Source organism: Sphingomonas koreensis (assembly GCF_002797435.1).
GTDB lineage: Bacteria > Pseudomonadota > Alphaproteobacteria > Sphingomonadales > Sphingomonadaceae > Sphingomonas > Sphingomonas koreensis.
Map to the genome: position 1 here is coordinate 2,871,281 of NZ_PGEN01000001.1, position 24,289 is coordinate 2,895,569.

23 protein-coding genes, 1 tRNA gene and 1 pseudogene are annotated in these 24,289 nt (G+C 64.3%); 12 read left to right on the forward strand and 13 right to left on the reverse strand.

Annotation, left to right across the window (positions count from 1 at the left end; translation table 11 throughout):
* The first annotated feature begins 32 nt into the window (after positions 1 to 32).
* Complete coding sequence (locus tag BDW16_RS13635; RefSeq protein ID WP_066581694.1) at positions 33 to 929, forward strand: tyrosine recombinase XerC; 897 nt, start codon at positions 33 to 35, stop codon at positions 927 to 929.
* Positions 930 to 1,000: 71 nt separating this feature from the next.
* On the forward strand, positions 1,001 to 1,600 hold the full coding sequence (locus BDW16_RS13640) for a superoxide dismutase family protein (RefSeq protein WP_066581692.1): 600 nt from the start codon (positions 1,001 to 1,003) through the stop codon (positions 1,598 to 1,600).
* Positions 1,601 to 1,635: 35 nt separating this feature from the next.
* On the opposite strand, the gene thpR is transcribed toward BDW16_RS13640, so the two are convergent.
* Entirely contained in the window at positions 1,636 to 2,178 is a 543-nt protein-coding gene (gene thpR / locus BDW16_RS13645; RefSeq protein WP_066581690.1) for an RNA 2',3'-cyclic phosphodiesterase, read from the reverse strand.
* Positions 2,179 to 2,295: 117 nt separating this feature from the next.
* Between thpR and BDW16_RS13650 the strand changes: the two genes are divergently transcribed.
* Both BDW16_RS13650 and BDW16_RS13655 read left to right on the forward strand, forming a co-directional pair.
* Positions 2,296 to 3,042 (forward strand): Bax inhibitor-1/YccA family protein, encoded by a 747-nt coding sequence (locus BDW16_RS13650; protein WP_066581737.1) that lies wholly within the window; start codon positions 2,296 to 2,298, stop codon positions 3,040 to 3,042.
* Between the two features lie 125 nt (positions 3,043 to 3,167).
* Positions 3,168 to 3,428: a hypothetical protein gene (locus BDW16_RS13655; RefSeq protein ID WP_066581688.1), complete on the forward strand. Its 261-nt coding sequence runs from the start codon at positions 3,168 to 3,170 to the stop codon at positions 3,426 to 3,428.
* On the opposite strand, the gene BDW16_RS13660 is transcribed toward BDW16_RS13655, so the two are convergent.
* The 4 genes from BDW16_RS13660 to BDW16_RS13675 are packed head-to-tail and all read right to left on the reverse strand — an operon-like array spanning position 3,425 to position 7,373.
* Positions 3,425 to 4,738, reverse strand: a complete 1,314-nt coding sequence (locus BDW16_RS13660; protein WP_100362766.1) for an amidohydrolase — start codon at positions 4,736 to 4,738, stop codon at positions 3,425 to 3,427. The two genes, BDW16_RS13655 and BDW16_RS13660, sit on opposite strands and share 4 nt — an antisense overlap.
* 60 nt (positions 4,739 to 4,798) lie before the next feature.
* The gene (locus BDW16_RS13665; protein WP_066581684.1) at positions 4,799 to 5,413 is read right to left on the reverse strand and encodes a DUF4893 domain-containing protein; all 615 of its coding nucleotides are present in this window, start codon (positions 5,411 to 5,413) and stop codon (positions 4,799 to 4,801) included.
* A gap of 1 nt (position 5,414) precedes the next feature.
* Positions 5,415 to 6,200, reverse strand: a complete 786-nt coding sequence (locus BDW16_RS13670) for a 3-hydroxybutyrate dehydrogenase (RefSeq protein ID WP_066581681.1) — start codon at positions 6,198 to 6,200, stop codon at positions 5,415 to 5,417.
* Positions 6,201 to 6,209: 9 nt separating this feature from the next.
* The gene (locus BDW16_RS13675; protein WP_066581678.1) at positions 6,210 to 7,373 is read right to left on the reverse strand and encodes a patatin-like phospholipase family protein; all 1,164 of its coding nucleotides are present in this window, start codon (positions 7,371 to 7,373) and stop codon (positions 6,210 to 6,212) included.
* A gap of 129 nt (positions 7,374 to 7,502) precedes the next feature.
* Between BDW16_RS13675 and ypfJ the strand changes: the two genes are divergently transcribed.
* The 3 genes from ypfJ to BDW16_RS13690 all read left to right on the forward strand — a co-directional run bounded on the left by ypfJ (position 7,503) and on the right by BDW16_RS13690 (position 9,290).
* Positions 7,503 to 8,411: a KPN_02809 family neutral zinc metallopeptidase gene (gene ypfJ, locus BDW16_RS13680; protein ID WP_066581676.1), complete on the forward strand. Its 909-nt coding sequence runs from the start codon at positions 7,503 to 7,505 to the stop codon at positions 8,409 to 8,411.
* 16 nt (positions 8,412 to 8,427) lie between these two features.
* Entirely contained in the window at positions 8,428 to 8,901 is a 474-nt protein-coding gene (locus BDW16_RS13685; RefSeq protein WP_066581675.1) for a GreA/GreB family elongation factor, read from the forward strand.
* 313 nt (positions 8,902 to 9,214) lie between these two features.
* Positions 9,215 to 9,290, forward strand: a tRNA-Ala gene (locus tag BDW16_RS13690).
* A 200-nt stretch (positions 9,291 to 9,490) separates the two neighbouring features.
* Here BDW16_RS13690 and BDW16_RS13695 read toward each other — a convergent pair.
* On the reverse strand, positions 9,491 to 9,991 hold the full coding sequence (locus BDW16_RS13695) for a helix-turn-helix domain-containing protein (protein ID WP_066581672.1): 501 nt from the start codon (positions 9,989 to 9,991) through the stop codon (positions 9,491 to 9,493).
* Between the two features lie 313 nt (positions 9,992 to 10,304).
* On the opposite strand from BDW16_RS13695, the gene BDW16_RS13700 reads away from it, so the two are divergent.
* Positions 10,305 to 10,589: a GntR family transcriptional regulator gene (locus BDW16_RS13700; protein ID WP_100362767.1), complete on the forward strand. Its 285-nt coding sequence runs from the start codon at positions 10,305 to 10,307 to the stop codon at positions 10,587 to 10,589.
* Positions 10,590 to 10,672: 83 nt separating this feature from the next.
* Here the strand turns inward: BDW16_RS13700 and istB (BDW16_RS13705) are convergent, their stop codons facing one another.
* Positions 10,673 to 11,503 carry an IS21-like element helper ATPase IstB gene (gene istB, locus BDW16_RS13705; protein ID WP_174532086.1) on the reverse strand — a complete coding sequence of 277 codons (831 nt, stop codon included), beginning with the start codon at positions 11,501 to 11,503 and terminating at the stop codon, positions 10,673 to 10,675.
* Positions 11,500 to 12,999: an IS21 family transposase gene (gene istA, locus BDW16_RS13710; RefSeq protein ID WP_066582067.1), complete on the reverse strand. Its 1,500-nt coding sequence runs from the start codon at positions 12,997 to 12,999 to the stop codon at positions 11,500 to 11,502. Before istA (BDW16_RS13710) ends, istB (BDW16_RS13705) begins: the two co-directional genes overlap by 4 nt.
* A 106-nt stretch (positions 13,000 to 13,105) precedes the next feature.
* Between istA (BDW16_RS13710) and BDW16_RS13715 the strand changes: the two are divergent.
* Together BDW16_RS13715 and BDW16_RS13720 are read left to right on the forward strand one after the other, a co-directional pair.
* Positions 13,106 to 13,306, forward strand: a pseudogene (locus BDW16_RS13715) (tyrosine-type recombinase/integrase); the annotation flags it as partial.
* 6 nt (positions 13,307 to 13,312) lie between these two features.
* On the forward strand, positions 13,313 to 14,506 hold the full coding sequence (locus tag BDW16_RS13720) for an IS91 family transposase (protein WP_066582090.1): 1,194 nt from the start codon (positions 13,313 to 13,315) through the stop codon (positions 14,504 to 14,506).
* Between the two features lie 386 nt (positions 14,507 to 14,892).
* On the opposite strand, the gene BDW16_RS13725 is transcribed toward BDW16_RS13720, so the two are convergent.
* The 3 genes from BDW16_RS13725 to BDW16_RS13740 all read right to left on the reverse strand — a co-directional run bounded on the left by BDW16_RS13725 (position 14,893) and on the right by BDW16_RS13740 (position 17,974).
* Positions 14,893 to 15,906 (reverse strand): hypothetical protein, encoded by a 1,014-nt coding sequence (locus BDW16_RS13725; RefSeq protein WP_125958882.1) that lies wholly within the window; start codon positions 15,904 to 15,906, stop codon positions 14,893 to 14,895.
* A gap of 1,247 nt (positions 15,907 to 17,153) precedes the next feature.
* A complete protein-coding gene (locus BDW16_RS13735; protein ID WP_066582055.1) occupies positions 17,154 to 17,642 on the reverse strand; it encodes a helix-turn-helix domain-containing protein in 489 nt (162 codons plus the stop codon).
* The gene (locus BDW16_RS13740; protein WP_066582057.1) at positions 17,639 to 17,974 is read right to left on the reverse strand and encodes a hypothetical protein; all 336 of its coding nucleotides are present in this window, start codon (positions 17,972 to 17,974) and stop codon (positions 17,639 to 17,641) included. The genes BDW16_RS13735 and BDW16_RS13740 overlap by 4 nt, the downstream gene beginning before the upstream one ends.
* A 238-nt stretch (positions 17,975 to 18,212) precedes the next feature.
* Here BDW16_RS13740 and BDW16_RS13745 point away from each other — a divergent pair, with 238 nt between their 5' ends.
* A complete protein-coding gene (locus BDW16_RS13745; protein ID WP_066582058.1) occupies positions 18,213 to 19,385 on the forward strand; it encodes a ComEC/Rec2 family competence protein in 1,173 nt (390 codons plus the stop codon).
* A gap of 3 nt (positions 19,386 to 19,388) precedes the next feature.
* A complete protein-coding gene (locus BDW16_RS13750) occupies positions 19,389 to 21,650 on the forward strand; it encodes a Mov34/MPN/PAD-1 family protein (protein WP_125958883.1) in 2,262 nt (753 codons plus the stop codon).
* Between the two features lie 296 nt (positions 21,651 to 21,946).
* On the opposite strand, the gene istB (BDW16_RS13755) is transcribed toward BDW16_RS13750, so the two are convergent.
* Positions 21,947 to 22,777: an IS21-like element helper ATPase IstB gene (istB, locus tag BDW16_RS13755; protein WP_174532086.1), complete on the reverse strand. Its 831-nt coding sequence runs from the start codon at positions 22,775 to 22,777 to the stop codon at positions 21,947 to 21,949.
* A complete protein-coding gene (gene istA, locus BDW16_RS13760; RefSeq protein ID WP_066582067.1) occupies positions 22,774 to 24,273 on the reverse strand; it encodes an IS21 family transposase in 1,500 nt (499 codons plus the stop codon). Before istA (BDW16_RS13760) ends, istB (BDW16_RS13755) begins: the two co-directional genes overlap by 4 nt.
* Positions 24,274 to 24,289: the final 16 nt, after the last annotated feature.

Consider the following 24,289-nt stretch of genomic DNA (forward strand, 5'->3'; position numbering starts at 1 on the left):
CTGGCGGACTCCCGCGGGATAGGGTCGCCGCCATGGACGAACCCCCGCTGCCCCTGTTGTTCGCCGCGCATCTCGCGCGTGACCGGCGGCGTTCGGCCCACACGGTTCGCGCCTATGGGGCGACTGCGGTTCGGCTCGTTGCATTCCTGGGCGGGCACTGGGGTGAAGCGGTGACGCGCGAAGGACTGCGCCGCGCAAGCGCGGCGGACTTGCGGGCCTATCTGGCGCATCGGCGTAGCGGTGGACTGACCAACGCCTCGGCAGCACGCGAACTGTCGGCTGTGCGCGCCTTCCTCATATTCGCCGGCGATGCGGATGGGGCCGATATCCCGCGGCTGCGCGGGCCGCGGGTCAAGAAGGGCATTCCGCGTCCGGTCTCGCCGGACGAGGCGCTGGCGCTGGCCGAGGACGTCGCCGACGACGCGCGTGAACCCTGGATCGCGGCGCGCGATCTGGCGGTGCTCCTCCTCCTCTATGGCGCTGGGCTGCGCATCGGCGAGGCGATGGGGCTGACAGGTGCGGTACTCCCGCTCGGCGAGACGATGCGGGTGACCGGCAAGCGCGGCAAGACCCGGATCGTGCCGCTGCTCCCGCAGGTGCGCGACGCAGTGGAGGATTATGTCCGCCGCTCTCCCTATGGCACCGCGCCGGGCGAGGCGCTGTTCCGCGGCGCGCGTGGCGGCCACCTCTCTCCCGCGATCATTCGCCGCTCGGTTCGGGCGGCGCGGACAAGGCTGGGACTGCCGCCACGTACAACGCCGCACGCGCTGCGCCACAGCTTTGCGACCCATCTTCTCGGGCGCGGCGCCGATCTTCGTGCCTTGCAGGAGCTGCTCGGCCATGCGAGTCTCAGTTCGACGCAGATCTACACTGCGGTCGATGCGGCGCATTTGCTCGACGTCTATCGCAACGCCCATCCGCGGGCGTGAAGATCATATGGCCGGGAACCTCACGGCGTTCCGGCCATTGCATTTGTTCGGTTTGTAACAGGAGAGCTCGAATGATCCGATATGGCTGCGCGGTTGCCGCGCTGGCGTTAGCGACCACCGCGTGCGGCAGCGTGACGACGCCGCCCGCGAACACCGGCGAGCCCGTCAACACCGCGATGCCGATCGAGAATGAGAGCGAGGCGCTCCCGCTCGACAATGGCGCCGAAGTGGCGGAGACCGCCACCGCGGCGCTCAGGAAAGCCGACGGCACACCTGCGGGGAGTGCCATCGCCAGCGTGACGCCCGAAGGGCTCAGCGTCTCCGTTTCGGTCACCGGTATCAGCCCCGGCCAGCACGGCGTGCACGTCCATATGACCGGCAAGTGCGAAGGCCCCGCCTTTGCCAGCGCGGGGGGGCACTGGAACCCGGGCAATACCAAGCACGGCCTCGAAGCGCCGGACGGCGCGCATGCCGGCGACATGCCGAACCTGACGGTTGCCGACGATGGCACCGGCACCCTCACTTTCGTGCTCAAGTCGGGCACGCTTGCGCAGCTTCTCGACACCGACGGCTCGGCCTTCGTGGTCCATGCTGGGCCGGACGATCAGAAGACCGATCCCTCGGGCAACAGCGGCGATCGTGTCGCCTGCGGTGTCTTCGCGGCGGGTTGATCTCGGAGCGGTGCCGTCCGCGTTAGCGGAACAGTCTATGAGCCGGTCAGCGGATAACGCGCGACCGGCTCGTAGCTCGCGCCGCCATGGCCGAGGCGGCTTTCGAACAGGACCATCGCGTCGATCGCGAAGGGCTCGCTGGCCAGCGCGGCATGCTCGGCCAGCCAGCGATCGACCGGCCCGGCCGATCCCGACATCCTCGCCAGCGTGATGTGGGGCAGATAGGCGCGGCGCTCCGGCTCCAGCCCCGCGCGCACGATCGCAGCATCGACCTTGCGGTGAAGCGCGGCCAGCGGCTCGCGCGGCGAAACGCCGGCCCAGATCGCGTTGGGTCTCCCGCGGCTGTCGTCGAACACGCCGCATCCGTCGAGGCGCAGTTCGACCGGTGCGTGGCGGACTGATCCCAGGACCAGCGCGACATCCTCGGCTGCGTGCGGCTCGACTTCGCCGATATAGCGCAGCGTCAGATGAAGCTGGGCATCGTCCTGCCAGCGAGCGCCGGGTACGCCACCCATCGCGCCGAGCAGGCGCCCGCGGATGGCGTTTGGAGGGCGCAGCGCGACGAACAGACGATGCATAGGGACGTCTTAACCTTTTCCATCAGGGCGCGCGATGCCGGTTTTCCTTGAAAACAGGGCGCCAAACCATGATATTCGGTCACATCCGGCGAGATGCGCCGGGCAAAGGAGTTTGAGATGGCTAATTGGTCTGACCCCCATACGACCGCCGCGCCGTACGCGACGGCCGCAGGTACGCGGGATGCTGCGTACGATGCGGGGCTGCGGTCCTACATGCTTTCGGTCTACAACTATATGGCGTCGGGCGTGCTGCTCAGCGGCGTCGTCGCCCTGCTCTTCGCATGGGGCGGCGAAACCTCGATGGCCTATTCGGTGTTCGCCAATGGCGGCCCGCTCGCCTGGCTGATCATCCTCTCGCCGCTCGCCATCGTGTTCGCGATGAGCTTCGGCCAGAACAAGATGTCCACCGGCACGCTGCAGGCGCTGTTCTGGGGCTTCGCGGTCCTGATGGGCCTGTCGCTCTCGACGCTGCTGCTGCGCTACACCGGCGCTTCGGTCGCCCAGGCCTTCTTCGCGACGGCCGCGGGCTTCGCGGGTCTGAGCCTCTATGGCTACACCACGAAGCGGGATCTGTCGGGTCTCGGCAGCTTCCTGATCGTCGGCCTGATCGGCCTGATCGTGGCGAGCATCATCAACATCTTCACCCAGTCGAGCACGTTGTCGCTGATCATCAGCTTCGCGGGCGTGCTGATCTTCGCCGGCCTCACCGCCTATGACACGCAGCGTATCAAGAGCATGTACGCCTATGTCGCGGGCACTGACATGGTGGGCAAGGTCGTGATCATGAGCGCGCTGTCGCTCTATCTCGACTTCATCAACATGTTCCAGTTCCTGCTCAGCATCATCGGCAGCTCGCGCGACTGATCGATCCGGACGGAACGAAGACAAGGGCCCGGCCAGCAATGGCCGGGCCCTTTTCGTTGTGGCCACGCGCAGGAACTCCCGCTTCCGGCCGCGCGTTCTTGAAACCGACACATAGGAGTTGGATCATGAACGACGACGCCGACCGGAAGCCCGTGAAACCCGGTGACGCCGGCACTGACGCATCGATCGAAGAACGGCTGAAGAAGAACCCGGAAAGCAAGCAGGCGCGGCTCGATCGTGCGCTCGACGAATCGATGGACGCGTCGGATCCCCCCGCGACGACGCAGCCGATCCATTCGCACGAGCCGTCGCCCTCGTCAGGCTATGACGCGGACAAGGAACGCAAGCTCGCCGACGAACGCCGCCAGAAGGCGGAGACCGACTAGGGCTGGAGGAGGTCGAGCGCCGCGGCGGTCATCGCTTCTGCCGCGGTGCCGATCACCTTCTCCGCATCGGGGGCCCATTTGGAACTGTGGAGCGAGGGAAGACCCTTGCCGCCCGACGCCTTTGCGGCATCCCATTTGTCCTGCGGCACCCCACCGACCCAGTAGATCGCGCTCTGGATCGACGGATCGGCGATGTGGTAGCGCCCGAAATCCTCGCCCGCCATGGTCGGGGCGATATCGGTGACGCGGTCCTTGCCGAAGCGTGCGGTAAACAGCGTCTTGAGATGGGTTGCGAAGGGATCGGTGCTGACCGTCGGCGGCGTGAAGTTCTCGCGGATCGTGACGACCGGCATCCGCTCTTCGGGCACGCCCGCAGCGATCGCTTCACCCTTGGCAATACGCGCGATCCCGTCGAGCAACTGCTTGCGTACCTCAGGCGTATAGGCGCGGACGGTAAGCAGGAGCAGCGCCTGCTCGGGAATGATGTTGTGCCTCGTTCCACCCTGGAAGCTGCCAACGGTGATCACGGCGGAATCGAGCGGATCGACTTCGCGGGCGACGATCGTCTGCAGTGCCGAGACGATCCGCGCGCCGAGCACGATCGGATCCTTGGTCGTTGCGGGATAGGCGCCGTGCCCGCCCACGCCCTTCACCACGATATCGACCGAATCGACGCTGGCGAAAGTGGGGCCGGAGCGGATGCCGATTGTGCCCGCGGGCAGCGCCGCGCTATTGTGAAAGGCAATGGCGTGGCTCGGCTTGCCGAAGCGCGCGTAGAGCCCGTCGTTGAGCATCGCGATCGCGCCCGCGCTGTTCTCCTCCGCGGGCTGGGCGACCATCACCAGCGTGCCCTTCCACTTGCCCTTCATCGCGGCAAGGTTGCGCAACGTACCGACCCAGGCGGTCATGTGGGTGTCGTGTGCGCAGGCATGCATGATGCCGGTCTCGACGCCCTCGGGGGTTTTGCCCCGCACCTTGGATGCGAAGGGCAGGCCGGTTTCCTCGGTCACCGGCAGCCCGTCCATATCGGCACGGATCAAGATCGTCGGCCCCGCGCCATTCTTCATGACCGCGACCACTCCGGTTCCGCCGACCTTCTCGGTCACCGTGAAACCGGCCTTGCGCGCCTCGGCGGCCATCCGTGCGGCGGTCTGCACCTCGTGCTGGCTGAGCTCGGGCGCGGCGTGCAGCTCCTTGTAGAGCGCCATCAGCGACGGCAGCTCCTTCGCGGTGGCATCCCGGATCGGATCGGCGGCGGCGGGAAGGGCGAAGGCGAGGCTGCTCGCCGCGGCGATGAGGAGGTGCTTCATGCGACGCACCCTAAGCGGCCGCGACGACGGCGCAATGTCCAATCGCTGCTGGTCCGCCGCTCAGCCGGGGACCAGCTCGATCACGTCGATCTGCGATTCGAACGCCGGCCAGGGCAGTACCAGGCGCCAGCGCTCGGCGCCGACCCGCTCGATATAGCCCGCCATATCCCGCTTCCGGTCCTGCCCATAGGTGAGCGGGATGGTCTCGTCGCCGAGCTCGAGCGCGCCGAGAAAGATCACGCGCGTGTCGTTCTCGGCGTAGATCGTGCCCATCGGTCGCTGCACGCCGTCGAGCTTGGCGAAGCTTGGCAGATCGCCCTTTCCGATACGGCAGCTGAACCACGGTAAGGCGGCGAAGGCGCGCATCTCCGGCCGCTGCCCGCCCAGCTTGAAGGCGCGGCATTTATAGTCGCCCGCGGGCGGCATCGCGCGGTCCAGCGCCCGGTCCGGGTCGAACAGCGGACCCTGTTGGGCGATTGCGGCGGCGTCAGCCTTGCGTGCCTCGGGCAGCGCCGCGACCCAGGCCTTGCGCCAGTTGCGCAGCCGTTCGCGGTCCTGATCGGTCGTGATCATCCGCCAGCGCGTCTCGGGCGCTTCCTTGACGAGCTGGAGGTTGCCGTCCTTCGTGCAGGCGGCGAGGGAGAGGGCGATCAGGGCTGCGGCGGCGACACGCATCTCAGGCCGCCGTCCAGCCGCCGTCCATCGTATAGTTCGCGCCGGTGATTGCGCTCGCCTCGTCGCGGCACAGGAACACCAGCAGCGCGGCGATCTGTTCCGGTTGAACGAACTGTTTGGTCGGCTGCGCGGCGAGGAGCACGTCGTTCATCACCTGCTCGCGCGTCATGTTCCGCGCCTTCATCGTGTCGGGGATCTGGTTCTCGACCAGGGGCGTCCAGACATAGCCGGGCGAGATGCAGTTGACCGTCACACCATCGGTCGCGGTTTCCAGCGCGATCGTCTTGGTCAGGCCCGCGATGCCGTGCTTGGCGGCGACATAGGCCGATTTGTTAGGGCTCGCGACCAAGCTGTGCGCGGACGCGGTATTGATGATCCGGCCCCATTTCGCCGCTTTCATATGCGGCACCGCGGCGCGCATCATGTGCCACGCACTGGACAGGTTGATCGCGATGATCGCGTCCCATTTCTCGGGCGGGAAGTCCTCGATCGCCGCGACATGCTGGATGCCGGCATTGTTGACGATGATGTCGGGCCCGCCGAGCTCGGCATGGCAGCGCTCGACCATCGCATAGATCGCATCGGGCTTGGACATGTCGGCGCCGTCGTACAGCGCCTTCCCGCCGCTCAGCGCCTCGAGCCCCGCGCGTTCGGTCTCGATCGCGGCGGCGTCGCCAAAGCCATTGATCATCACGCTCGCCCCCTCGGCAGCGAGCGCCTTGGCGATGGCAAGGCCGATGCCCGAGGTTGAGCCGGTGACGATGGCGGATTTGCCGGAAAGGAACATGGGGTACTCCTAGCTTCGCTTGGGCGTGAGATCGAACGCGGCGGTGTGTCCGTCAATGATGTTGCTGGCGACGAGACGCGCATTGGCCATCGTCTCCCGTACCGAGAGCCGCCCCGAGTCCCAATGCTCGCGCATCGACCGGGCTGAGAATTCGAAGTCGCGGCTGCCGCCCTCCCAGGCATTGGCACGGTAGATGAGGTGGACGAGGCTCACCGGTTTCTCGTCCGCCACCGCGCGAAGCGCGGCGACGTCGGGGTCGTTGTGCAGCTCGGGCGGGAGCTTCGCGAGCACCTTGCGGATCGCCTCGCGCTCCTGGCGCAATCGCATCCGTTCGGCCGAGACCTGGCGCGTGCGGCTCGAGAAGCGGATCTCCTTCTCGCGTGCCATCACGTCGGTGATCGTGCGCGGCATCGTCGCGGCGGACGAGAAGAGATCGACCTGGAACACCAGCATCGGGCAGGTCTGGTGATCGAGCACATGGGTGAGCGGCGTGTTGGAGACGAGCCCGCCGTCCCAATAATATTTGCCGTCGATCTCGACCGGCGGCAGCCCGGGCGGCAGCGCGCCCGATGCCATGATGTGGCGTGCGTCGATCCGCTCCTGCGTCGTGTCGAAATAGCGGAAATTGCCGCTCTCGATTTCCACCGCACCGACCGACAGCCGCACCGTGCCGCTGTTGAGCAGATCCCAGTCGATCAGGGAATCGAGCGTCTCCTTCAATGGCCCGCTGTCATAGAAGCTCAGCGCGTCGCAGCTTCCTGGCGGCGAGAAGATCGGCGGGATCCAATGCGGGCGGAAGAAGCCGGGCACGCCCTGCGCCAGCACCATCGCTGCGGACCATTCGTGCACCGCCTCGCGAATCTCGTCCTGTGGAAAGATCGGGAAGCTCGGCAGCGCGCTCGTCACCTTTTCCCAGAAGGCAGCGAGCCGTTCGACCCGGCGCTCGGGCGGGTTGCCCGCGACGATCGCGGCATTGACTGCACCGATCGAGATGCCGGCGACCCAGTCGATCTCGATCTCGGCCTCGGCCAGTTCCTCGATCACCCCCGCCTGATAGCTGCCCAGCGCGCCGCCGCCCTGCAGCACCAGCGCCACGCAATCGGGCAGCGGGAGAGGGCGCTCGCCTTTCGATCGACGGCCCGATCTGCTCTGTTGCGGTTCGGCATCGGCCATATACGGGTCATGCCGCGCTGCAGCGCGAAGGGCAATGCGGGAATGTGCAATCGCGCGTTTGCAAATCGGCGTGCAACGTGCGGCAAGCTGGGGCATTGTCGTGTGCAGGAAACAACAGGGGTGCCCGCAATGCGGCTCGACGATCTCGATCCCAGCGAAAATGTCCGCGACCTGGGACAGGGTGGTGGCGGAGGCGGCTTTGGCGGCGGCGGCAATATCCTGCTCGGGCTGCTGCCGATGCTGCTGGGCAGCAGGCTCGGCTGCGGCACCATCGCGCTGATCGGTATCGGCGTAGCGCTGTTCATGGCGGTCGGCGGCGGGGGCGGTCTGCTCACCGGCGGCGTTGCGCCGGGTGGTGGTGGTCAGCAGCAGCAAGCGGGCCAGAACAAGCCATGCGACACGCCAGAGGAGTTGCAGGCGTGCCGGGTGATGCGCAGCACCGAACAGACCTGGGCCCCGCTCTTCGCGGCGGAGGGCGCGCGCTATCAGCCACCGGTGCTGAGCTTCTATCAGCGCGGCGTGCAGTCGGGCTGCGGCAATGCCTCCTCAGCAGCGGGGCCGTTCTACTGCCCGGCGGATCAGGGCGTGTATCTCGACACCAGCTTCTTCCGTGAGCTCGCGACCCGCTTCGGCGCGGCGGGCGATTTCGCCCAGAACTATGTGATCGCGCACGAGGTGGGGCATCACATCCAGAACATCACCGGGACGATGGAGAGGGTCCGGGCCGCGCAGGCACGGATGAACCGCGCGCAGGGCAACGCCATGTCGGTGCGGGTCGAGCTTCAGGCTGATTGCTATGCCGGCGTGTGGGCCGCGCGGAACAAGGACCGGCTGGAGGCGGGCGATATCGAAGAGGGGATGCGCGCCGCCAATGCCATCGGCGACGATACGCTTCAGCGCCAGGCGCAGGGGACGGTCGTGCCGGAAAGCTTCACCCATGGCACCTCCGCGCAGCGCATGGAGTGGCTGCGGCGCGGGCTGGCGAGCACCGATGCCAACTGGCTGCAGCAATGCGATACGTTCAGCGGCGCGATCTGATGCGGTCCCGATCGACATGAGTGTCGCGTTCCGTCGCGAGAGCGACGAAGAGCATAAAGAGCCGCGCTTCGAGCTGCCGATCCCCGCCGGCCCCAATCTGGTGACTGCGCGCGGCCTGGCGCTGATCGACGCGCGCGTTGCTGAGCTGGAGGCGGCAATCGCGGCTGAGGCCGAGGACGAGGCGCGCGAGACGCTGCGCCGCGACCTGCGCTACTGGCATACGCGCCAGACCACTGCCGAGCTGGCGCCGGTGCCGGGCGATGACATGGTCGCGATCGGATCGCGGGTGCGCTTCCGCCTCAATGGCCGCGAACGCCAGATCGACATCGTCGGCGCCGATGAGGCCGATCCGGCAGCCGATCGCATCGCCTTTCAGGCACCGCTTGCGGCCGCGATGCTGGGCGCGGAGCCGGGCGAGCATGTCGATTTCAACGGCCGTGCCGAGGCGATCGCGGTGATCGCGACCCAGGCGATCCCGGGCGGCGGCTAGGTACGCCCGGCTGCAGGCCGGACGGCCCGACCGGCGTGCTCGCCTCGCTCGACGATCTGGGAGAGGGGGTCTGCACCTCGGGCCATGGCACGGAGGCACATCGACTCGACGATGTCGTGGCGGATGCATCCCGGTATAGCGCCTCGCTGCAATGTTCGGCAGCCTTCATGCTAAAACGCCGCACGCCGCGCCCGGGGAGTTTGCGGGGCTGCTCGCAGGCCGGAACGTACGCGGCAAAAAGCGCACAAGGGCCGTTGCATCGATGCGGGAGTGAAGCTAGAGCGACCGCCTTCCGGCAATGCCGGGGTGGAGCGGGGCTGTAGCTCAGATGGGAGAGCGCTGCAATCGCACTGCAGAGGTCAGGGGTTCGATTCCCCTCAGCTCCACCAGTCCGCCGTGTAAGGCGCTGATTTTCCACGGAAAAACCTAGCAAGGATATTGCCTCCCCACACTGTGCCCTACAAAATCGTTGGGCTCTTTGCGGAGCAGGGAATCAGCTGGTGATCTCGCCCAAGCCGCTAAAGCGGCCTCTGCGCAATGCGGAATTCGGTCCTAGCCAACGGCCAATCAGCCGTTGAAAATCCAACTTTCAGGATTTGAGGCGCCAGCGAGGCTTGCTGGAATGTCGTGCGCCATCCACCTTTGAACTGTTCTCCCTGAGCCAGGTTTCGGCGAAGAGATCGCGGTTCGCGACATGGCTGTTCAAGTCCTTCACCACACGCGTGAATGCACCGATCAACGTGCCCGGCTCCAAGAATTCGATATCGTCGCCAAGCTCGTCATTCAGCTCACCCAAGGCGATCGTGAGGATCGTCGCGAGCTTGTTGTCAGCGCAACGGACGGCAAATTCATGCGACTTCAGCGGCAGCGACAGCAGAATCGCAACTGGGTCGCTATTGGTGGCTTCCGCGAACCGGACGACCTTGTCGTAGGTTATCTTGCCTCGCCCTGCCTCCAAGTGTTCGTAGGTGCGCAGTGGCATCCCGAGCTCGCGCGCCAGCTCGCTCGTCCGCATCCGCCGTGCCAGACGGATGTTCCGCAGCGCGGTTGCAAGTAGCGCGGCGTTGATCTCGTCCTGCTCGTTCTTCACGCCTAACCCTCAAACGAACCTGTAACAGTCCCAGCGTACCTTGTGCCCGCCGTCGCGGCTGCGAAACCGCGCGGACCTGCAACAACCCACAGTAGAATCCTGATTCAGGTGGATGCACCCGCTTTTTGCGGAAGGTTCTCATTTCGGGCACGATTCTTGGGCGTCGTTCGCGCGGAAACTGGCGGTGTCTGCGCACATTCGGCCGATTTTCGGCGATACGCGGTCAAGCAACACTCAAATTCTGGTTGGAAGCTGATTCGACTCGGGCCTAGCCCCTCCTTGGCCATGATCGGGTAGGGAGTTGAGCCGTATCATGAGCAAACGCCAGGCATCCTTTTCGCGCGTATATACTTCGACGAAATCACAGCTGCGTAGCGCGAAGCTCGCGCCGGGCACACAGCTGCTGGTCAATGAATGGGCGTCCTTACACGGAGTAAGTGCTACTCCCGTGCGCGAGGCGCTCGCCAAGCTCGCCGGAGAGACCCTCGTCGAGGACCGCGAACGGCTCGGCTATTTTGTGCCGCTGCTATCGTCGATCGAGGTCGCCGGGCTCTACGTGTCAACGGCGGTCGGATTTCAGGCCAGCATGGCGGAGTAAAAGCAGGCCATTGAGGATGAACGCGGACTATATGCAAAGGGCCCCGATCGGGGCCCTTTGCATATTTGCCGTTTTGCGGCGGGTCAGTCGGCGGGGGTGGCCTGGTTTTGCTCCGCCCTGGCAGCGCGGCGACGGTGGGCGGATTGCTTCAGGCGGTAGCTGTCGCCGTTCATGGTCAGGATGCTGACGTGGTGAGTGAGCCTGTCGAGCAGCGCTCCGGTGAGCCGCTCGGACCCGAGGACCTGCGTCCAGTCCTCGAACGGCAGGTTGGAGGTGACGATGGTCGATCCGCGCTCGTAACGCTGTGAGAAGGTCTCGAACAACAGTTCCGCGCCCGTGGGGGAGAGCGGAACGTAGCCCAGTTCATCGACGATCAGCAGCTTCACGGCGGCAAGCTCGCGTTGCATCTTGAGCAGCCGCTTTTCGTCGCGGGCTTCCAGCAACTGGTTCACCAGCGCTGCGGCGGTGGTGAACGCGACCGTGAAGCCCTTCTGGCAGGCGGCCAGTCCCAGGGCGAGCGCGGCGTGCGTTTTGCCCGTGCCACTGTTGCCAAGCGCGATGATGTTTTCCCGGCGCAAGATGTACTCGCAGCGTGCCAGTTCCAGCACGAGCATCTTGTTGAGGCTGGGGATGGCCGTGAAGTCGAAGGTATCGAGGCTCTTCACCGCCGGGAACCGGGCAGCACGGATCCGGCGCTCGACCGTGCGGCGCTCCCGGTCGATCAGCTCCAGTTCGATGAGACGCAGCAGGTAGCGGGTGTGATCAACGCCATCGCGCGCACATTCCCGGGCCAGCTTCTCATACTCGCGCAGGACCGTGGGCAGCTTGAGCTGCTTGAGGTGATGCGCCAGCAGAACCTGCGGCGTGCCCGCCGTCGTACCGGGCGGCATCTTGTCGTCCGCCGCCCGGCTCATGCCGCCAGCTCCGGCAGGAGAGCGGCGTAGTCGGCGGCGCGCGTCGTCTTCACCTCCATCCTGGGCAGGTGCGGATAGGCGGTTAGATCGAGCCGGGCAGGCCGACGCTCGATGCGCGCAAGCGCGATCTGCTTGATCGCATCGAAGCCGATCGCACCGATATGGATCGCCTCGTTCACCGCGAAGGTGACCACCTCCATCGGGAGCGCTTCCAGAAGGCGCAGCACCTGGATGAACTCGCGCTTGCCCTTGTTGCCCATCCGCGCCTCCAGAAGATGGCGCAGATGCTGGAACACCTCGGGCAGATCCCAGCCCTGAAGTGCGGCGGCCTGGTCAAGGGCTCCAGGCTTGCTCTCGATCAGCGCCAGGTAATGCAGTGGGTTCGCCACGAACATGGCTTCGCCATAGCAGCGCGGATGGCGGGCGATCTCCTCGCCGCCGCACAAGATGACGACCTGATCGACGAAGCCCTTCACCACCACGTCCTGGAAGCCGTAGCGGGTCGGAACCGAGTAGTCGTTGGTCCGGTAGCGCACCAGCGCGGTCGAGGAGACGCGCGCAGCCCTGGTTTCACACGGCTCGAACGTCCCGACCGGCACAGGACACATTGCCGCGAGATCGGCCACGAGCCGTTCGCCGATCGTCTGGCTGTGCCGCCCAGCCCGCTCTTCCTGCCGGGCGCGGCAGCGGCGTTCCAGTTCGGCATTGAAGGCATCGTAGCTCGCCGCGTGCGGGATCGGCACCATGAAGTGCGTTCGGGCGTGCTTCACCAGCCCTTCGACTTTCCCCTTGTCGTTGCCCTTGCCGGGGCGACCGAAGCGATCCGTGAACAGGTAATGGCTGACCAGACCGGTAAACGCACGGGTGCGCTCGCGCTTACCGTCGCCGCAAATCTTCGCGACCGCGATCGTGGTATTATCGTACAGGATCGAGCGCGGCACAGCGCCGAAGAAAGCGAACGCCGACACGTGCCCGTCGAGAAACGCCTCGGTCGTCTCCGCCGGATAGGCCTTCACGAAGCAGGCGTCCGATTGTGGCAGGTCCATGCAGAAGAAATGCACCTTCTGCCGGACGCCGCCGATCACGCCCACCGCCTCGCCAAAATCCACCTGCGCGTGGCCCGGTGGATGCGCCAGCGGTACGAACGTCTCGCGGCCGCGCGCCCGGCATTGCCGGACATAATCCTTCACCACCGTGTAGCCGCCACCGTAGCCATGCTCGTCGCGCAGGCGCTCGAAAATCCGCTTGGCCGTGTGCCGCTGCTTCATCGGCGCCGTCCGGTCTTCCGCCAGGATCCGGTCGATCACCGGCAACAACGATCCCAGCTTCGGCTTCGCCACGGGCTTCGTGCGCGTGTAGCCCGGCGGCAGCGAAAACCGGCACATCTTCGAAATCGTTTCACGGCTCAGGCCGAACACTTTCGCCGCTTCCCGTTGGCTGTTCCCTTCCACGAACACAAAACGACGAACCGCTGCGTAGACCTCCACGGCAAACATCCCTGGCCGCTCCAAAAGGAGCAACCTTATCCAATGGCCGGCTTTTACACCGCCGCGCTCAGCAAATCACCGGCGCTCCAGTGGCCTGGTTTGTCACCGCCCTGCACACACCCTGCGACACAGCTTTGCGACGCATCTGCTCGAGGACGGCGTCGATATCCGCGTCATCCAGGCGCTGCTCGGCCATGCCAAGCTCAACACAACGGCCTTCTACACCCAGGTCGCGACCAGGACGATGCGCGCGGTCGTCAGTCCACTCGACCGGTTGGCGCTGGCCTCACCCGACAAAGGCGCATCCGACGGCTGAGGCGGGATGCGCGCCTCCATCGAGGTCGCCGACATCTTCCGCGCTGCTGGACCTGTTTACCGCTCGGCGCATGCCGGGCATCTGAGCCTGCACCAGCTCAAGATCATGTCGGCGATCGAGCAATGTCGCACCGCGGCGATGGGCGGGCATGTCGAGGCCTGTACCGACTGCGGCCATTGGCGCATCGCCTATAACAGCTGTCGCAACCGGCACTGCCCCAAGTGCCAGGGCGTCGCCGCACGTACCTGGCTCGCCGAGCGCGAGGCCGACCTGCTGCCGGTCGGCTACTTCCATGTCGTGTTCACGCTTCCCGCTGAGATCGGCGTCATCGCGTTCCAGAACAAGGCGCTGGTCTACGATCTGCTGTTCCGCACGGCGGCGGAGACGATGCAGATCATCGCCGCCGACCCCAGGCATCTGGGCGCGCGCATCGGCATTACCGCCGTACTCCACACCTGGGGTTCGGCGCTCACTCATCACCCGCACATCCACATGATCGTCCCGGGCGGCGGCATCTCGCTCGACGGGGCAAGCTGGATCTCCGCGCGACCGGCGTTCCTCTTGCCCGTGCGCGTACTCGGCGCGCTGTTCCGCCGCCTGTTCCTGACCCGCCTGCTCGCGCTTCATGATGCTCGTCAGCTCGGCTTCTTCGGCAACCTGGCGCATCTTGCCGACCGACGGGCGTTCCTGAGGCACCTGTCACCAGTCCGCAAGAAGCGCTGGGTCGTGTATGCCAAGCCGCCGTTCGCGGACCCGCAGGCGGTGCTTGCCTATCTGTCGCGCTACACGCACCGGGTCGCCATCTCGAACAGCCGTCTGCTCCGGTTCGACGAGGACGGCGTCACGTTCCGCTACAAGGATTATCGCCGCGACAGTGCTGACCGTCAGCAAGTCATGACGCTGGCTACCGACGAGTTCATCCGCCGCTTTCTGCTGCATGCCCTGCCGCGCGGGTTCCATCGCATCCGCCACTATGGCCTGCTCGCCAGCGGCACCCGACGGACCAGCCTCGAACGCGCTCGCCAACTTCTTGCGGTCGCGCCACCTGCCGTCGAAGACATGCCTGAGGAACAGCCGAACGTCAGGCCGCCATGCCCATGCTGCGGCGGGCGCATGGTCATCATCGAGCTCTTCGAACGCCGATATCAGCCTCGCGCACCGCCATCCTTGGCCGTCGTATCCGGGAGCCCGCCGTCGTGACCCGGCACGGCCGATCGCCGGTTACCCCCGCGGCATGCCTGTCGCGGAGAATGACGGGTGTTGCCTCGAGCCCGCGCAAAAGCGGACGCATCGCTGCAAAAGTCGGACGGTCCGCTTCCAAGCGCCCGCCTCATCGCCCGAAAAGCAGCCGGTCCGCTCTCCGATCCGTCCGCCTGCCGGCAACACCCGCCGCCGCCCAGAGCAGGCCAAAACCCAAAACCACATAGACCAACGCCAGAGGCCCGCGGGTTCGGGCACCGCCGACTTTCCGACGCCTCACGGCGTCCGAAACTCTAAACGCTAGCGGTCCGTCCGCTTTGAGGAAGCGAGCCTGCAAAAGCTGCCGCCCCGGCAATCTCGATGCGCACGCATGACAATACCGGGCGTCACTTGCTCGGCGAGACGACCGCCTGATTGCCCACACCTTCGGGGTCGGCGATGAAAAATTGCTCGTTTCCAAGGGCGTTTTGCTTGCGCTCCTCGTCCAGCCGCCATTCGCGGATCCGCCGCTCGCGAAGCGCTTCCCTACGCTCCTGCCGATACTCCCGGCGATAGTCGCGTTCGGTCTTCTGGTAAGCCCAGCCGCGTTGCGGGCGGGGGCCGCGCGCCGACAGCGACAGCCCCTCCGACCGGACGACCCTGATCTCGTCAGGCGTGCATCGGAAGACCGTGAAGCGCTCGCCGATCCACAGGATGAAGCTGAAAACGCAATCGTCCTGATGATGCCGGACGCTGATGCCCGCAGGTTCGAAGCCGGTTCTCTTCAGTTGCCCCACCAGCCCACCGATGGTGACCACAGCGCATGCCGCAAGCCCGAAGGCAATCCATTTGCGAGCGCGCTGGCTGCTTCCGCGCGCGAGCCTGACGACCGTACCGGCAGCAATGGCCGCTGCCGCAGCAAGCACCACCCAAGTCCCCGGCAGCGACATGTGCAGGGTGAAATACCATTCGAAGAACGCGCTCTTTTCGGCACCGATATACGTGTCGATGTAGCGCTGTCGGACGAACTCCCGCGCCAGATACAAGGCGAGCAGGGCTATGGCGAGGATGAGGAGGTTTCGTCGCGTGCCCAGAACCTCGTAGCGCCAATAGGCCCATGCCAGCAACGCGAAGGGCAGGAGCCGGAGCGCCGCAGACAGGCCGCTCATCAGCACGTCGCCCGGCGTCGCCAGGCTGAAGAAATCGAGGTTCCAGGTCGAGAAGACGAGCCACAGCAACGCCGAAGCGGCGAGAAAGCTGGCGGCAGTCCCGATCGAGAAGGCTTCGATCAGCCAGACCCAAACGGCACGCTCCGAACGATCCGCTGGCATGTTCGCCGCCCCCTCTTTCTGGCGCGAGAACCCAACGCACGTGCCTCGACGAGCATGGCAGCCCCTCCAGCTACCTGAACCGCTCGCCATGCACCGAAACGCTCTCGCGGAATTCCCGCCCGAAGCCATCGCTCCCACACTGCCTTCGCGAGCACAATAGCGAAACGCGCAAGCGCGCGCGGAACTCGCGGCTGCCGAAACGGCGTGCCGATCGAGCCCGGACCGAGCGTCGTGCCGTCAGCCGCCTCCATGGCCAGTCCTTCAGAAACCAGCCATCGCGGCCGCTGTCGCGGCGCATCCCGATGCCCTTGGCTCGACGATGATCGATAGGCTGCCGTAATCACCGGGCGGGCCGGTTGGCCGGTTGGGGTACGGGTGAACGATTCCTCATAACTGATCGGCGATCCGATCGCCGCGACCCGTTGGGCTGGAAATTAGGAGAACTTCCCTAGCGGTTGCCATTTCTCAATGCTTCAGCCGAATCATCGAATTGCGGCTTCGGCGACGGATGATGGCGGGCGCGAACGGCGACAATGAGGACGCCTAACCGCCTGACCGACCTTGGCGAGAGCCGACCGGCAATTCATGGGCCGCTTTCGGTCTGGCGGCTTTCAGTCGACTGGCGCACTGGAGCTGCCGTTGGTGGGCGACACGCCGCAGTCGCTGAGGCCGCGACGGTCGGCACACGGACGATTTGCATGGGACCCGCCTGTCTTGGTTGAACGTTCCCGGAGGATGCGCGGCCTTTCAGAGCGACGATGCCCATCAATGCGTGGCCCATTTATTGGGTAGCGCTTAGCTTGCTTGCTCCGAGGGCAATGCCCGCGCCTCCAACGTTCCAATCACCAGTCTAGACTGTTCGAGGTTTGCTGCCGAATCTACCGAGCGAGGTGCGAAACTCAGTACCGGCAGCGGCCGCATCATTAGACCGGCTTGAGAGGTTAGAGACGCAACCAACGTCCGGAAATACGGATACGCTGCTACCTTCCCGACCCGTTCCACAAAAAGCTCGCCCGCGGCCTGGTCGCATTCGCCCTGAATCTTATAGCTCACGAAATAGGTAGCGCTAACCGACAAGATGCGCTTCCGGCCCTGACGGCATACGACCTCATATGATAGGATTCCGTACAGCGACCCGGATTCTGGCTCTAGATAGCTTTGAACCATAGTCGCGCTGATATTATTTCGCCAGGCATCGGGATCTAGATCGAGCGCCTCTGGCTTCATATCAAACCGATTTGTTGTAAGCCTAATGCTTCGCAGGTTCGCCCTTGCGACAATGCTGTTGTAGGTTTGCGCGTCCATCTTGTGTGGATCTTGAGCCAAGTCAGTAGCTCCTAGCGGACAGTAGCGAAACGACGAGGCTTGATCTCCTCTGCGCTTTCGGCGCGCACCCAACTGTCTAGGAAGCGCCCAGCAACGCTCGCGCCTTCGCCATGTGGGCCGTCGATCGTGATATTGGATGGGACCTCGACATCGTGCACAAGCCCGCTCACAGTCCAACGATCGTCACCGTGTTCGACATGCGCCGAGGTGAGGGATTCAAACTCGCGCAAGGATGTGATGTGAGCCGTCTCGCCGAGGTGATAATATATTCGCGCTATTGTCTTGATGGTGAGGTTTTTGGCCTGATCACCAAACATCTGACTGACGCGTGCCTCGGTCACGTTAAGGCGCCTCGCCAAGTCGCGTGCGCGTAAACCCTTGTCATTCAGCAGCCTCTGAATCTCGCACTGCACCGCCAGCGTGAAATCGGCCTCCGCGGCTTCCACGGCGAAGGTCTCAGCATCGCATGTAGCGGCGCTCCCCTGCGTCATTTTGGTCATCGCTCCGTTCCTTTCTGCTGCAATACGGTAACAAGCGGTAACATCGCCTGCGCCGGCGCAGCTGGCTCAACCAGCGGCAGACGTGCAGCGATCCGCACCTCGGTAGTGAAGAAAGTCTGAAGGGTCTCGTCGGTGCCGCGTCGTCCGATCACTTGGACGCCATCGGCGATGAACTGCTCAAGTCGGCCATGAGGATCGCCATCCACCCGGCAAAACACCTGGGTCGGGAGATTATCGCATCCTTCACAAAAACGCCGAAACGCGGCCCGCAATCTGAGAAACACCGCAAGAGAAATTTGCGTCTGAAGAGCCTGCCAGTCTGACTCGCGCATAGCGATTCGTCGCCGAGCGCCTTCGAAGCGCATCGCCAAATGCTCGCTAGCTGTCCGACCGGCTGGATCCAAGGTTCCACCTCAGAGCTTAAGTTATTCATTAAGTTGGACTTCGTCTAGCACCTTTTTTGGGCGCGCCCACACGTTGATTTTTTCCAGAACTTAATCTATCGGTAAAGTTAACACGATCGCAATGGAGGGGATGCGGCCGGGTCTGAAAAGAATGAAAGGGACTCAAATGACCGCATCGCTTACCTTTTTTCCGGTCTGCAACGGCGATATGACGCTGTTGGAACTCGACAATGAGCAGAAGCTGCTTATCGACCTGCATGTTCGGAAGGCGGCCGATGATCCGGAGGACGATACGCCCGATGTGATGGCGATGCTGCGCGCGAGGTTGACCCGCGACGAAAAGGGCCGGCTTTTTGTCGACGGCTTCTTGCTGAGCCATCCGGACAAGGATCATATCGGCGGACTCGAGCGCCATTTTCACCTTGGCCCTCCTGATGAGTGGGACGAGGAGGACGACAAGATCTTGATCCGCGAGATCTGGTCGTCGCCGATTGTCTTCCGCCGGGCTTCGTCGCGCCACGTCCTCTGCCCCGATGCGAAGGCGTGGGCCAAGGAGGCGCGCCGCCGGGTCGCCCTCTATCGCGAAACGCGTTCGCCTGGCATCGAAGGAAATCGCATTCAGATCATGGGTGAGGACATCGACGGCAAGACCGACGATATTCTCGGGATCGTGATCAAGGCTGAGGGCGTGGTCAACGCGCTCAATCGGGTCGCCGCGGGCGCGTTCGAGGCCCGTCTGCTCGCGCCGCTTCCGCAGGGCGACGACGAGGATTTGGACGCGCTTCTGGCGAAGAACCGTTCATCCGTAATCCTTCGTTTCTCAATTCGCGGCGCGGGATATGCGGATAAGTGCCGCTTCCTCACCGGCGGAGATGCGGAGGTCGCCATCTGGGAACGTCTCTGGGACAAGCATGGCGCGTATAACGCGGACTGGCTGACGTACGACGTTCTGCAGGCGCCCCATCACTGCTCTTGGCACAGCCTCAGCTACTACAGCTACTCGACCTACGGTGAAGAGGCGGAAGTTTGCGAAGGCGCTCGCAACGCCCTTTCTCAGACCCGCAAGGGCGCCGTCATCGTCGCAAGCTGCGAGCATATCGACCCGGAAGACGCTGACCCTCCTAGCGATCGCGCAAAGCGCGAATACATCTCAATCGTTGATGACAAGAAGGACCGCTTCGTTTGCGTGACCGATGTCTGGGACGATGAGAGCCAGCCTCTCAAGTACGACATCGTCTCGAGCGGGATTATCAAGGTCGTGAAGAATGCTGCCAAGGCCGCGGCGACCGCGCTGGGTATCGGCGCAACGGCGGCGCAAGCACGACCGCATGGCAGCTAGGCGGTGAGCAACGATACTGACGACATGGCCGCCAAACACATCCTCCGGGTGGCAATGAGTCACCCGGAGTGCGTTGACGGGGCCGTATTGCCTGAGGCTGGTGTTCGTCTCGATATTCGCGTTGAAATGCCGCTGGACGCGAAGGACGACGGCGTTAGCAGCACGGGCGTTCGTGTCGTTGAGCCCGTAACCTTCATCATCCCGGCGGGGTATCCCTGGCGCTCTCCGCGCGTGCATCTGCGGGACGACTTTCCTCGAACCTTCGCGCACCTTCTGCCCACTGCCCCCGAAGCGCCACCCCGGCCCTGCCTGGTCGAGGGCGACCAAGATGAGTTTTTCCTGCAGTTTGGACTCGTCGAGTACGGCATCTTCCACTTGGTCGAGCAAGCGGCTGTGTGGCTTCGAAAGGCAGCCATCGATCATCTGATTGATCCTCGCCAAGGCTGGGAGCCGATGATGCGTCGCGGCTTGTCCGATGTGCTGATGCTTGACGCAGAGACCGCGCGAACCGCAGCGCCGAAATCTGGAGGGTTCCGAACGTGGAAGGCTGAGTTTGTCCGCCGGGGTGGTCATGCGTCGGCCCTGAACGCCGGCGCGACCACATGGATAACCAGCGATGGGTCTGCCGTTCCGCTAAGCCGTACCGACAATACCCTCTTTCTGGTGTCGCCTGAGGTCCGTGACGTCACAAAAGGCTCGACCGTGGTCGGCATCATAGCCCCCGACAAGCCGGCCAGAGGCGGCGATCAGATTAGCGACCGCTATCTTCCGGAAGATGTCACGACGCTGGGCGACCTTCGCCGCCGCGCGAAGGACTTTGGATGCGAACGCGGCCTAGAGCTCTTTCTCGCCAACCTTGAGCGCTGTTTCGCCGGCTTTCATCTGCCGGCCCCGATACCGGTTGGCGTGGTCTTGTGCGTTCGTCGGCCATTTACGCTCACTGGCTCAACCTCGGCGATCGAGTTGCTGCCGTATGTTGTCGAGATACGCCCCTTCCCGGGACGGACATCCCTATTCCCCGAGGGTGATAGCGAGCCAGTGGCGCCTGCCATTCACTATCAGACGTTGACCCCTGGCCTTCTTCGCACCCTGTCGGGAGTCCCTGAACGCCCGAGCGTTGCGGTACTCGGCGCCGGCAGTGTCGGCTCGAAACTCGCGATGCATGCTGCGCGCGCTGGCCAATCTGTCTCGGCCATAAGCGATGCAAGTTGGCTGCGCCCACATAACATGGCACGCCATGCGATGGGTGGAGAGCATATCGGCTCTGACAAATCGGAAGCCTTGGCCAACGAGCTACGAGCCCTTCAGCAAGCGCCCAGCACTTTTACAGGCGACATCGCATTCGGCCTTCGGGACCCAGCGCGGCGCGCGAGCATAATCCCTGCTGGCACAAAGGCCGTGATCAACGCAACGGCGTCACTCTCAGTGCGCGAGGCGCTGATCCACGCGATGAAACCCCGGGATCGGATCAGACTTTTCGAAGCCGCTCTCTTTGGCAGAGGGCGCGTTGGCTATCTGCTTGCCGACGGCAAGGATCACAACCCCAACCACGGCGATCTCATGGCGGAATTGTACGCCACGCTTGAGAATCCGGAAGTCGCGGCGCTTTTGTTCGATCCCGGGTCGGGTCTGGCCGAAGTGCAGATCGGTCAGGGATGCGGTTCGCTCACCATGACCATAGACGATGCGCAGCTTTCGATGATGACCGCGGGCATCGCAAAAGAGATTAACCGCGCCACCGATGAGGCGGCTCCCGACGGGACGATCGTGCTTGGAACCTCTGATGCCGAGAGCTCCTCAATGCGGTGGACGCGGCAAACGGTACCACCGTTCGAAACCGTGTCGATCGGCGGCAGTGGCGGCTGGGAACTTCGTATCTCCGCTCGCGTCGCAAAACAGATTAGAGATGAAGCGCGTCGATACCCAGGCGTTGAGACGGGCGGCCTGATGATCGGATTGAGCAGCGAACGCCTGAAAACTGTTACGGTTGTGGATCTGCTGGACGCACCGGCAGACAGTACCCGGTCAGCCGGCATGTTCGTTCTTGGAACCCAAGGGCTTCACCGCAGCATCGAAGAGCGCCATCTCAAAAGTGGGCAGACTCTGTTCGATGTGGGCACCTGGCATAGCCACCTGGCCGATCAGGGCCCGTCTAAGACAGACTGGGATACTGCGGCAGAACTGGCCCTGGGGCGTGCCCCGCCTTCGGTTCTGTTAATTGTCACTCCCAAGCGCTTTCACGCGCTAATTGCTCGAGGCGCTTGATCCGATGTCCGAAGGCAAAACCTTGAAGGAACAGAATGCTTGGTTAATCCGGGCTACTATGATCGCCCACATTGCGGCTTTTGCTTGGATCGCACTCGAGCCTCGGAAGGTCCTGTCGTCCACGGCTGCCGAACTGGTGAATAAGCTGGAAGCAATGGCGTTGCCAGGCTCGTGTCAACGGCGGTCGGATTTCAGGCCAGCATGGCGGAGTAAAAGCAGGCCATTGAGGATGAACGCGGACTATATGCAAAGGGCCCCGATCGGGGCCCTTTGCATATTTGCCGTTTTGCGGCGGGTCAGTCGGCGGGGGTGGCCTGGTTTTGCTCCGCCCTGGCAGCGCGGCGACGGTGGGCGGATTGCTTCAGGCGGTAGCTGTCGCCGTTCATGGTCAGGATGCTGACGTGGTGAGTGAGCCTGTCGAGCAGCGCTCCGGTGAGCCGCTCGGACCCGAGGACCTGCGTCCAGTCCTCGAACGGCAGGTTGGAGGTGACGATGGTCGATCCGCGCTCGTAACGCTGTGAGAAGGTCTCGAACAACAGTTCCGCGCCCGTGGGGGAGAGCGGAACGTAGCCCAGTTCATCGACGATCAGCAGCTTCACGGCGGCAAGCTCGCGTTGCATCTTGAGCAGCCGCTTTTCGTCGCGGGCTTCCAGCAACTGGTTCACCAGCGCTGCGGCGGTGGTGAACGCGACCGTGAAGCCCTTCTGGCAGGCGGCCAGTCCCAGGGCGAGCGCGGCGTGCGTTTTGCCCGTGCCACTGTTGCCAAGCGCGATGATGTTTTCCCGGCGCAAGATGTACTCGCAGCGTGCCAGTTCCAGCACGAGCATCTTGTTGAGGCTGGGGATGGCCGTGAAGTCGAAGGTATCGAGGCTCTTCACCGCCGGGAACCGGGCAGCACGGATCCGGCGCTCGACCGTGCGGCGCTCCCGGTCGATCAGCTCCAGTTCGATGAGACGCAGCAGGTAGCGGGTGTGATCAACGCCATCGCGCGCACATTCCCGGGCCAGCTTCTCATACTCGCGCAGGACCGTGGGCAGCTTGAGCTGCTTGAGGTGATGCGCCAGCAGAACCTGCGGCGTGCCCGCCGTCGTACCGGGCGGCATCTTGTCGTCCGCCGCCCGGCTCATGCCGCCAGCTCCGGCAGGAGAGCGGCGTAGTCGGCGGCGCGCGTCGTCTTCACCTCCATCCTGGGCAGGTGCGGATAGGCGGTTAGATCGAGCCGGGCAGGCCGACGCTCGATGCGCGCAAGCGCGATCTGCTTGATCGCATCGAAGCCGATCGCACCGATATGGATCGCCTCGTTCACCGCGAAGGTGACCACCTCCATCGGGAGCGCTTCCAGAAGGCGCAGCACCTGGATGAACTCGCGCTTGCCCTTGTTGCCCATCCGCGCCTCCAGAAGATGGCGCAGATGCTGGAACACCTCGGGCAGATCCCAGCCCTGAAGTGCGGCGGCCTGGTCAAGGGCTCCAGGCTTGCTCTCGATCAGCGCCAGGTAATGCAGTGGGTTCGCCACGAACATGGCTTCGCCATAGCAGCGCGGATGGCGGGCGATCTCCTCGCCGCCGCACAAGATGACGACCTGATCGACGAAGCCCTTCACCACCACGTCCTGGAAGCCGTAGCGGGTCGGAACCGAGTAGTCGTTGGTCCGGTAGCGCACCAGCGCGGTCGAGGAGACGCGCGCAGCCCTGGTTTCACACGGCTCGAACGTCCCGACCGGCACAGGACACATTGCCGCGAGATCGGCCACGAGCCGTTCGCCGATCGTCTGGCTGTGCCGCCCAGCCCGCTCTTCCTGCCGGGCGCGGCAGCGGCGTTCCAGTTCGGCATTGAAGGCATCGTAGCTCGCCGCGTGCGGGATCGGCACCATGAAGTGCGTTCGGGCGTGCTTCACCAGCCCTTCGACTTTCCCCTTGTCGTTGCCCTTGCCGGGGCGACCGAAGCGATCCGTGAACAGGTAATGGCTGACCAGACCGGTAAACGCACGGGTGCGCTCGCGCTTACCGTCGCCGCAAATCTTCGCGACCGCGATCGTGGTATTATCGTACAGGATCGAGCGCGGCACAGCGCCGAAGAAAGCGAACGCCGACACGTGCCCGTCGAGAAACGCCTCGGTCGTCTCCGCCGGATAGGCCTTCACGAAGCAGGCGTCCGATTGTGGCAGGTCCATGCAGAAGAAATGCACCTTCTGCCGGACGCCGCCGATCACGCCCACCGCCTCGCCAAAATCCACCTGCGCGTGGCCCGGTGGATGCGCCAGCGGTACGAACGTCTCGCGGCCGCGCGCCCGGCATTGCCGGACATAATCCTTCACCACCGTGTAGCCGCCACCGTAGCCATGCTCGTCGCGCAGGCGCTCGAAAATCCGCTTGGCCGTGTGCCGCTGCTTCATCGGCGCCGTCCGGTCTTCCGCCAGGATCCGGTCGATCACCGGCAACAACGATCCCAGCTTCGGCTTCGCCACGGGCTTCGTGCGCGTGTAGCCCGGCGGCAGCGAAAACCGGCACATCTTCGAAATCGTTTCACGGCTCAGGCCGAACACTTTCGCCGCTTCCCGTTGGCTGTTCCCTTCCACGAACACAAAACGACGAACCGCTGCGTAGACCTCCACGGCAAACATCCCTGGCCGCTCCAAA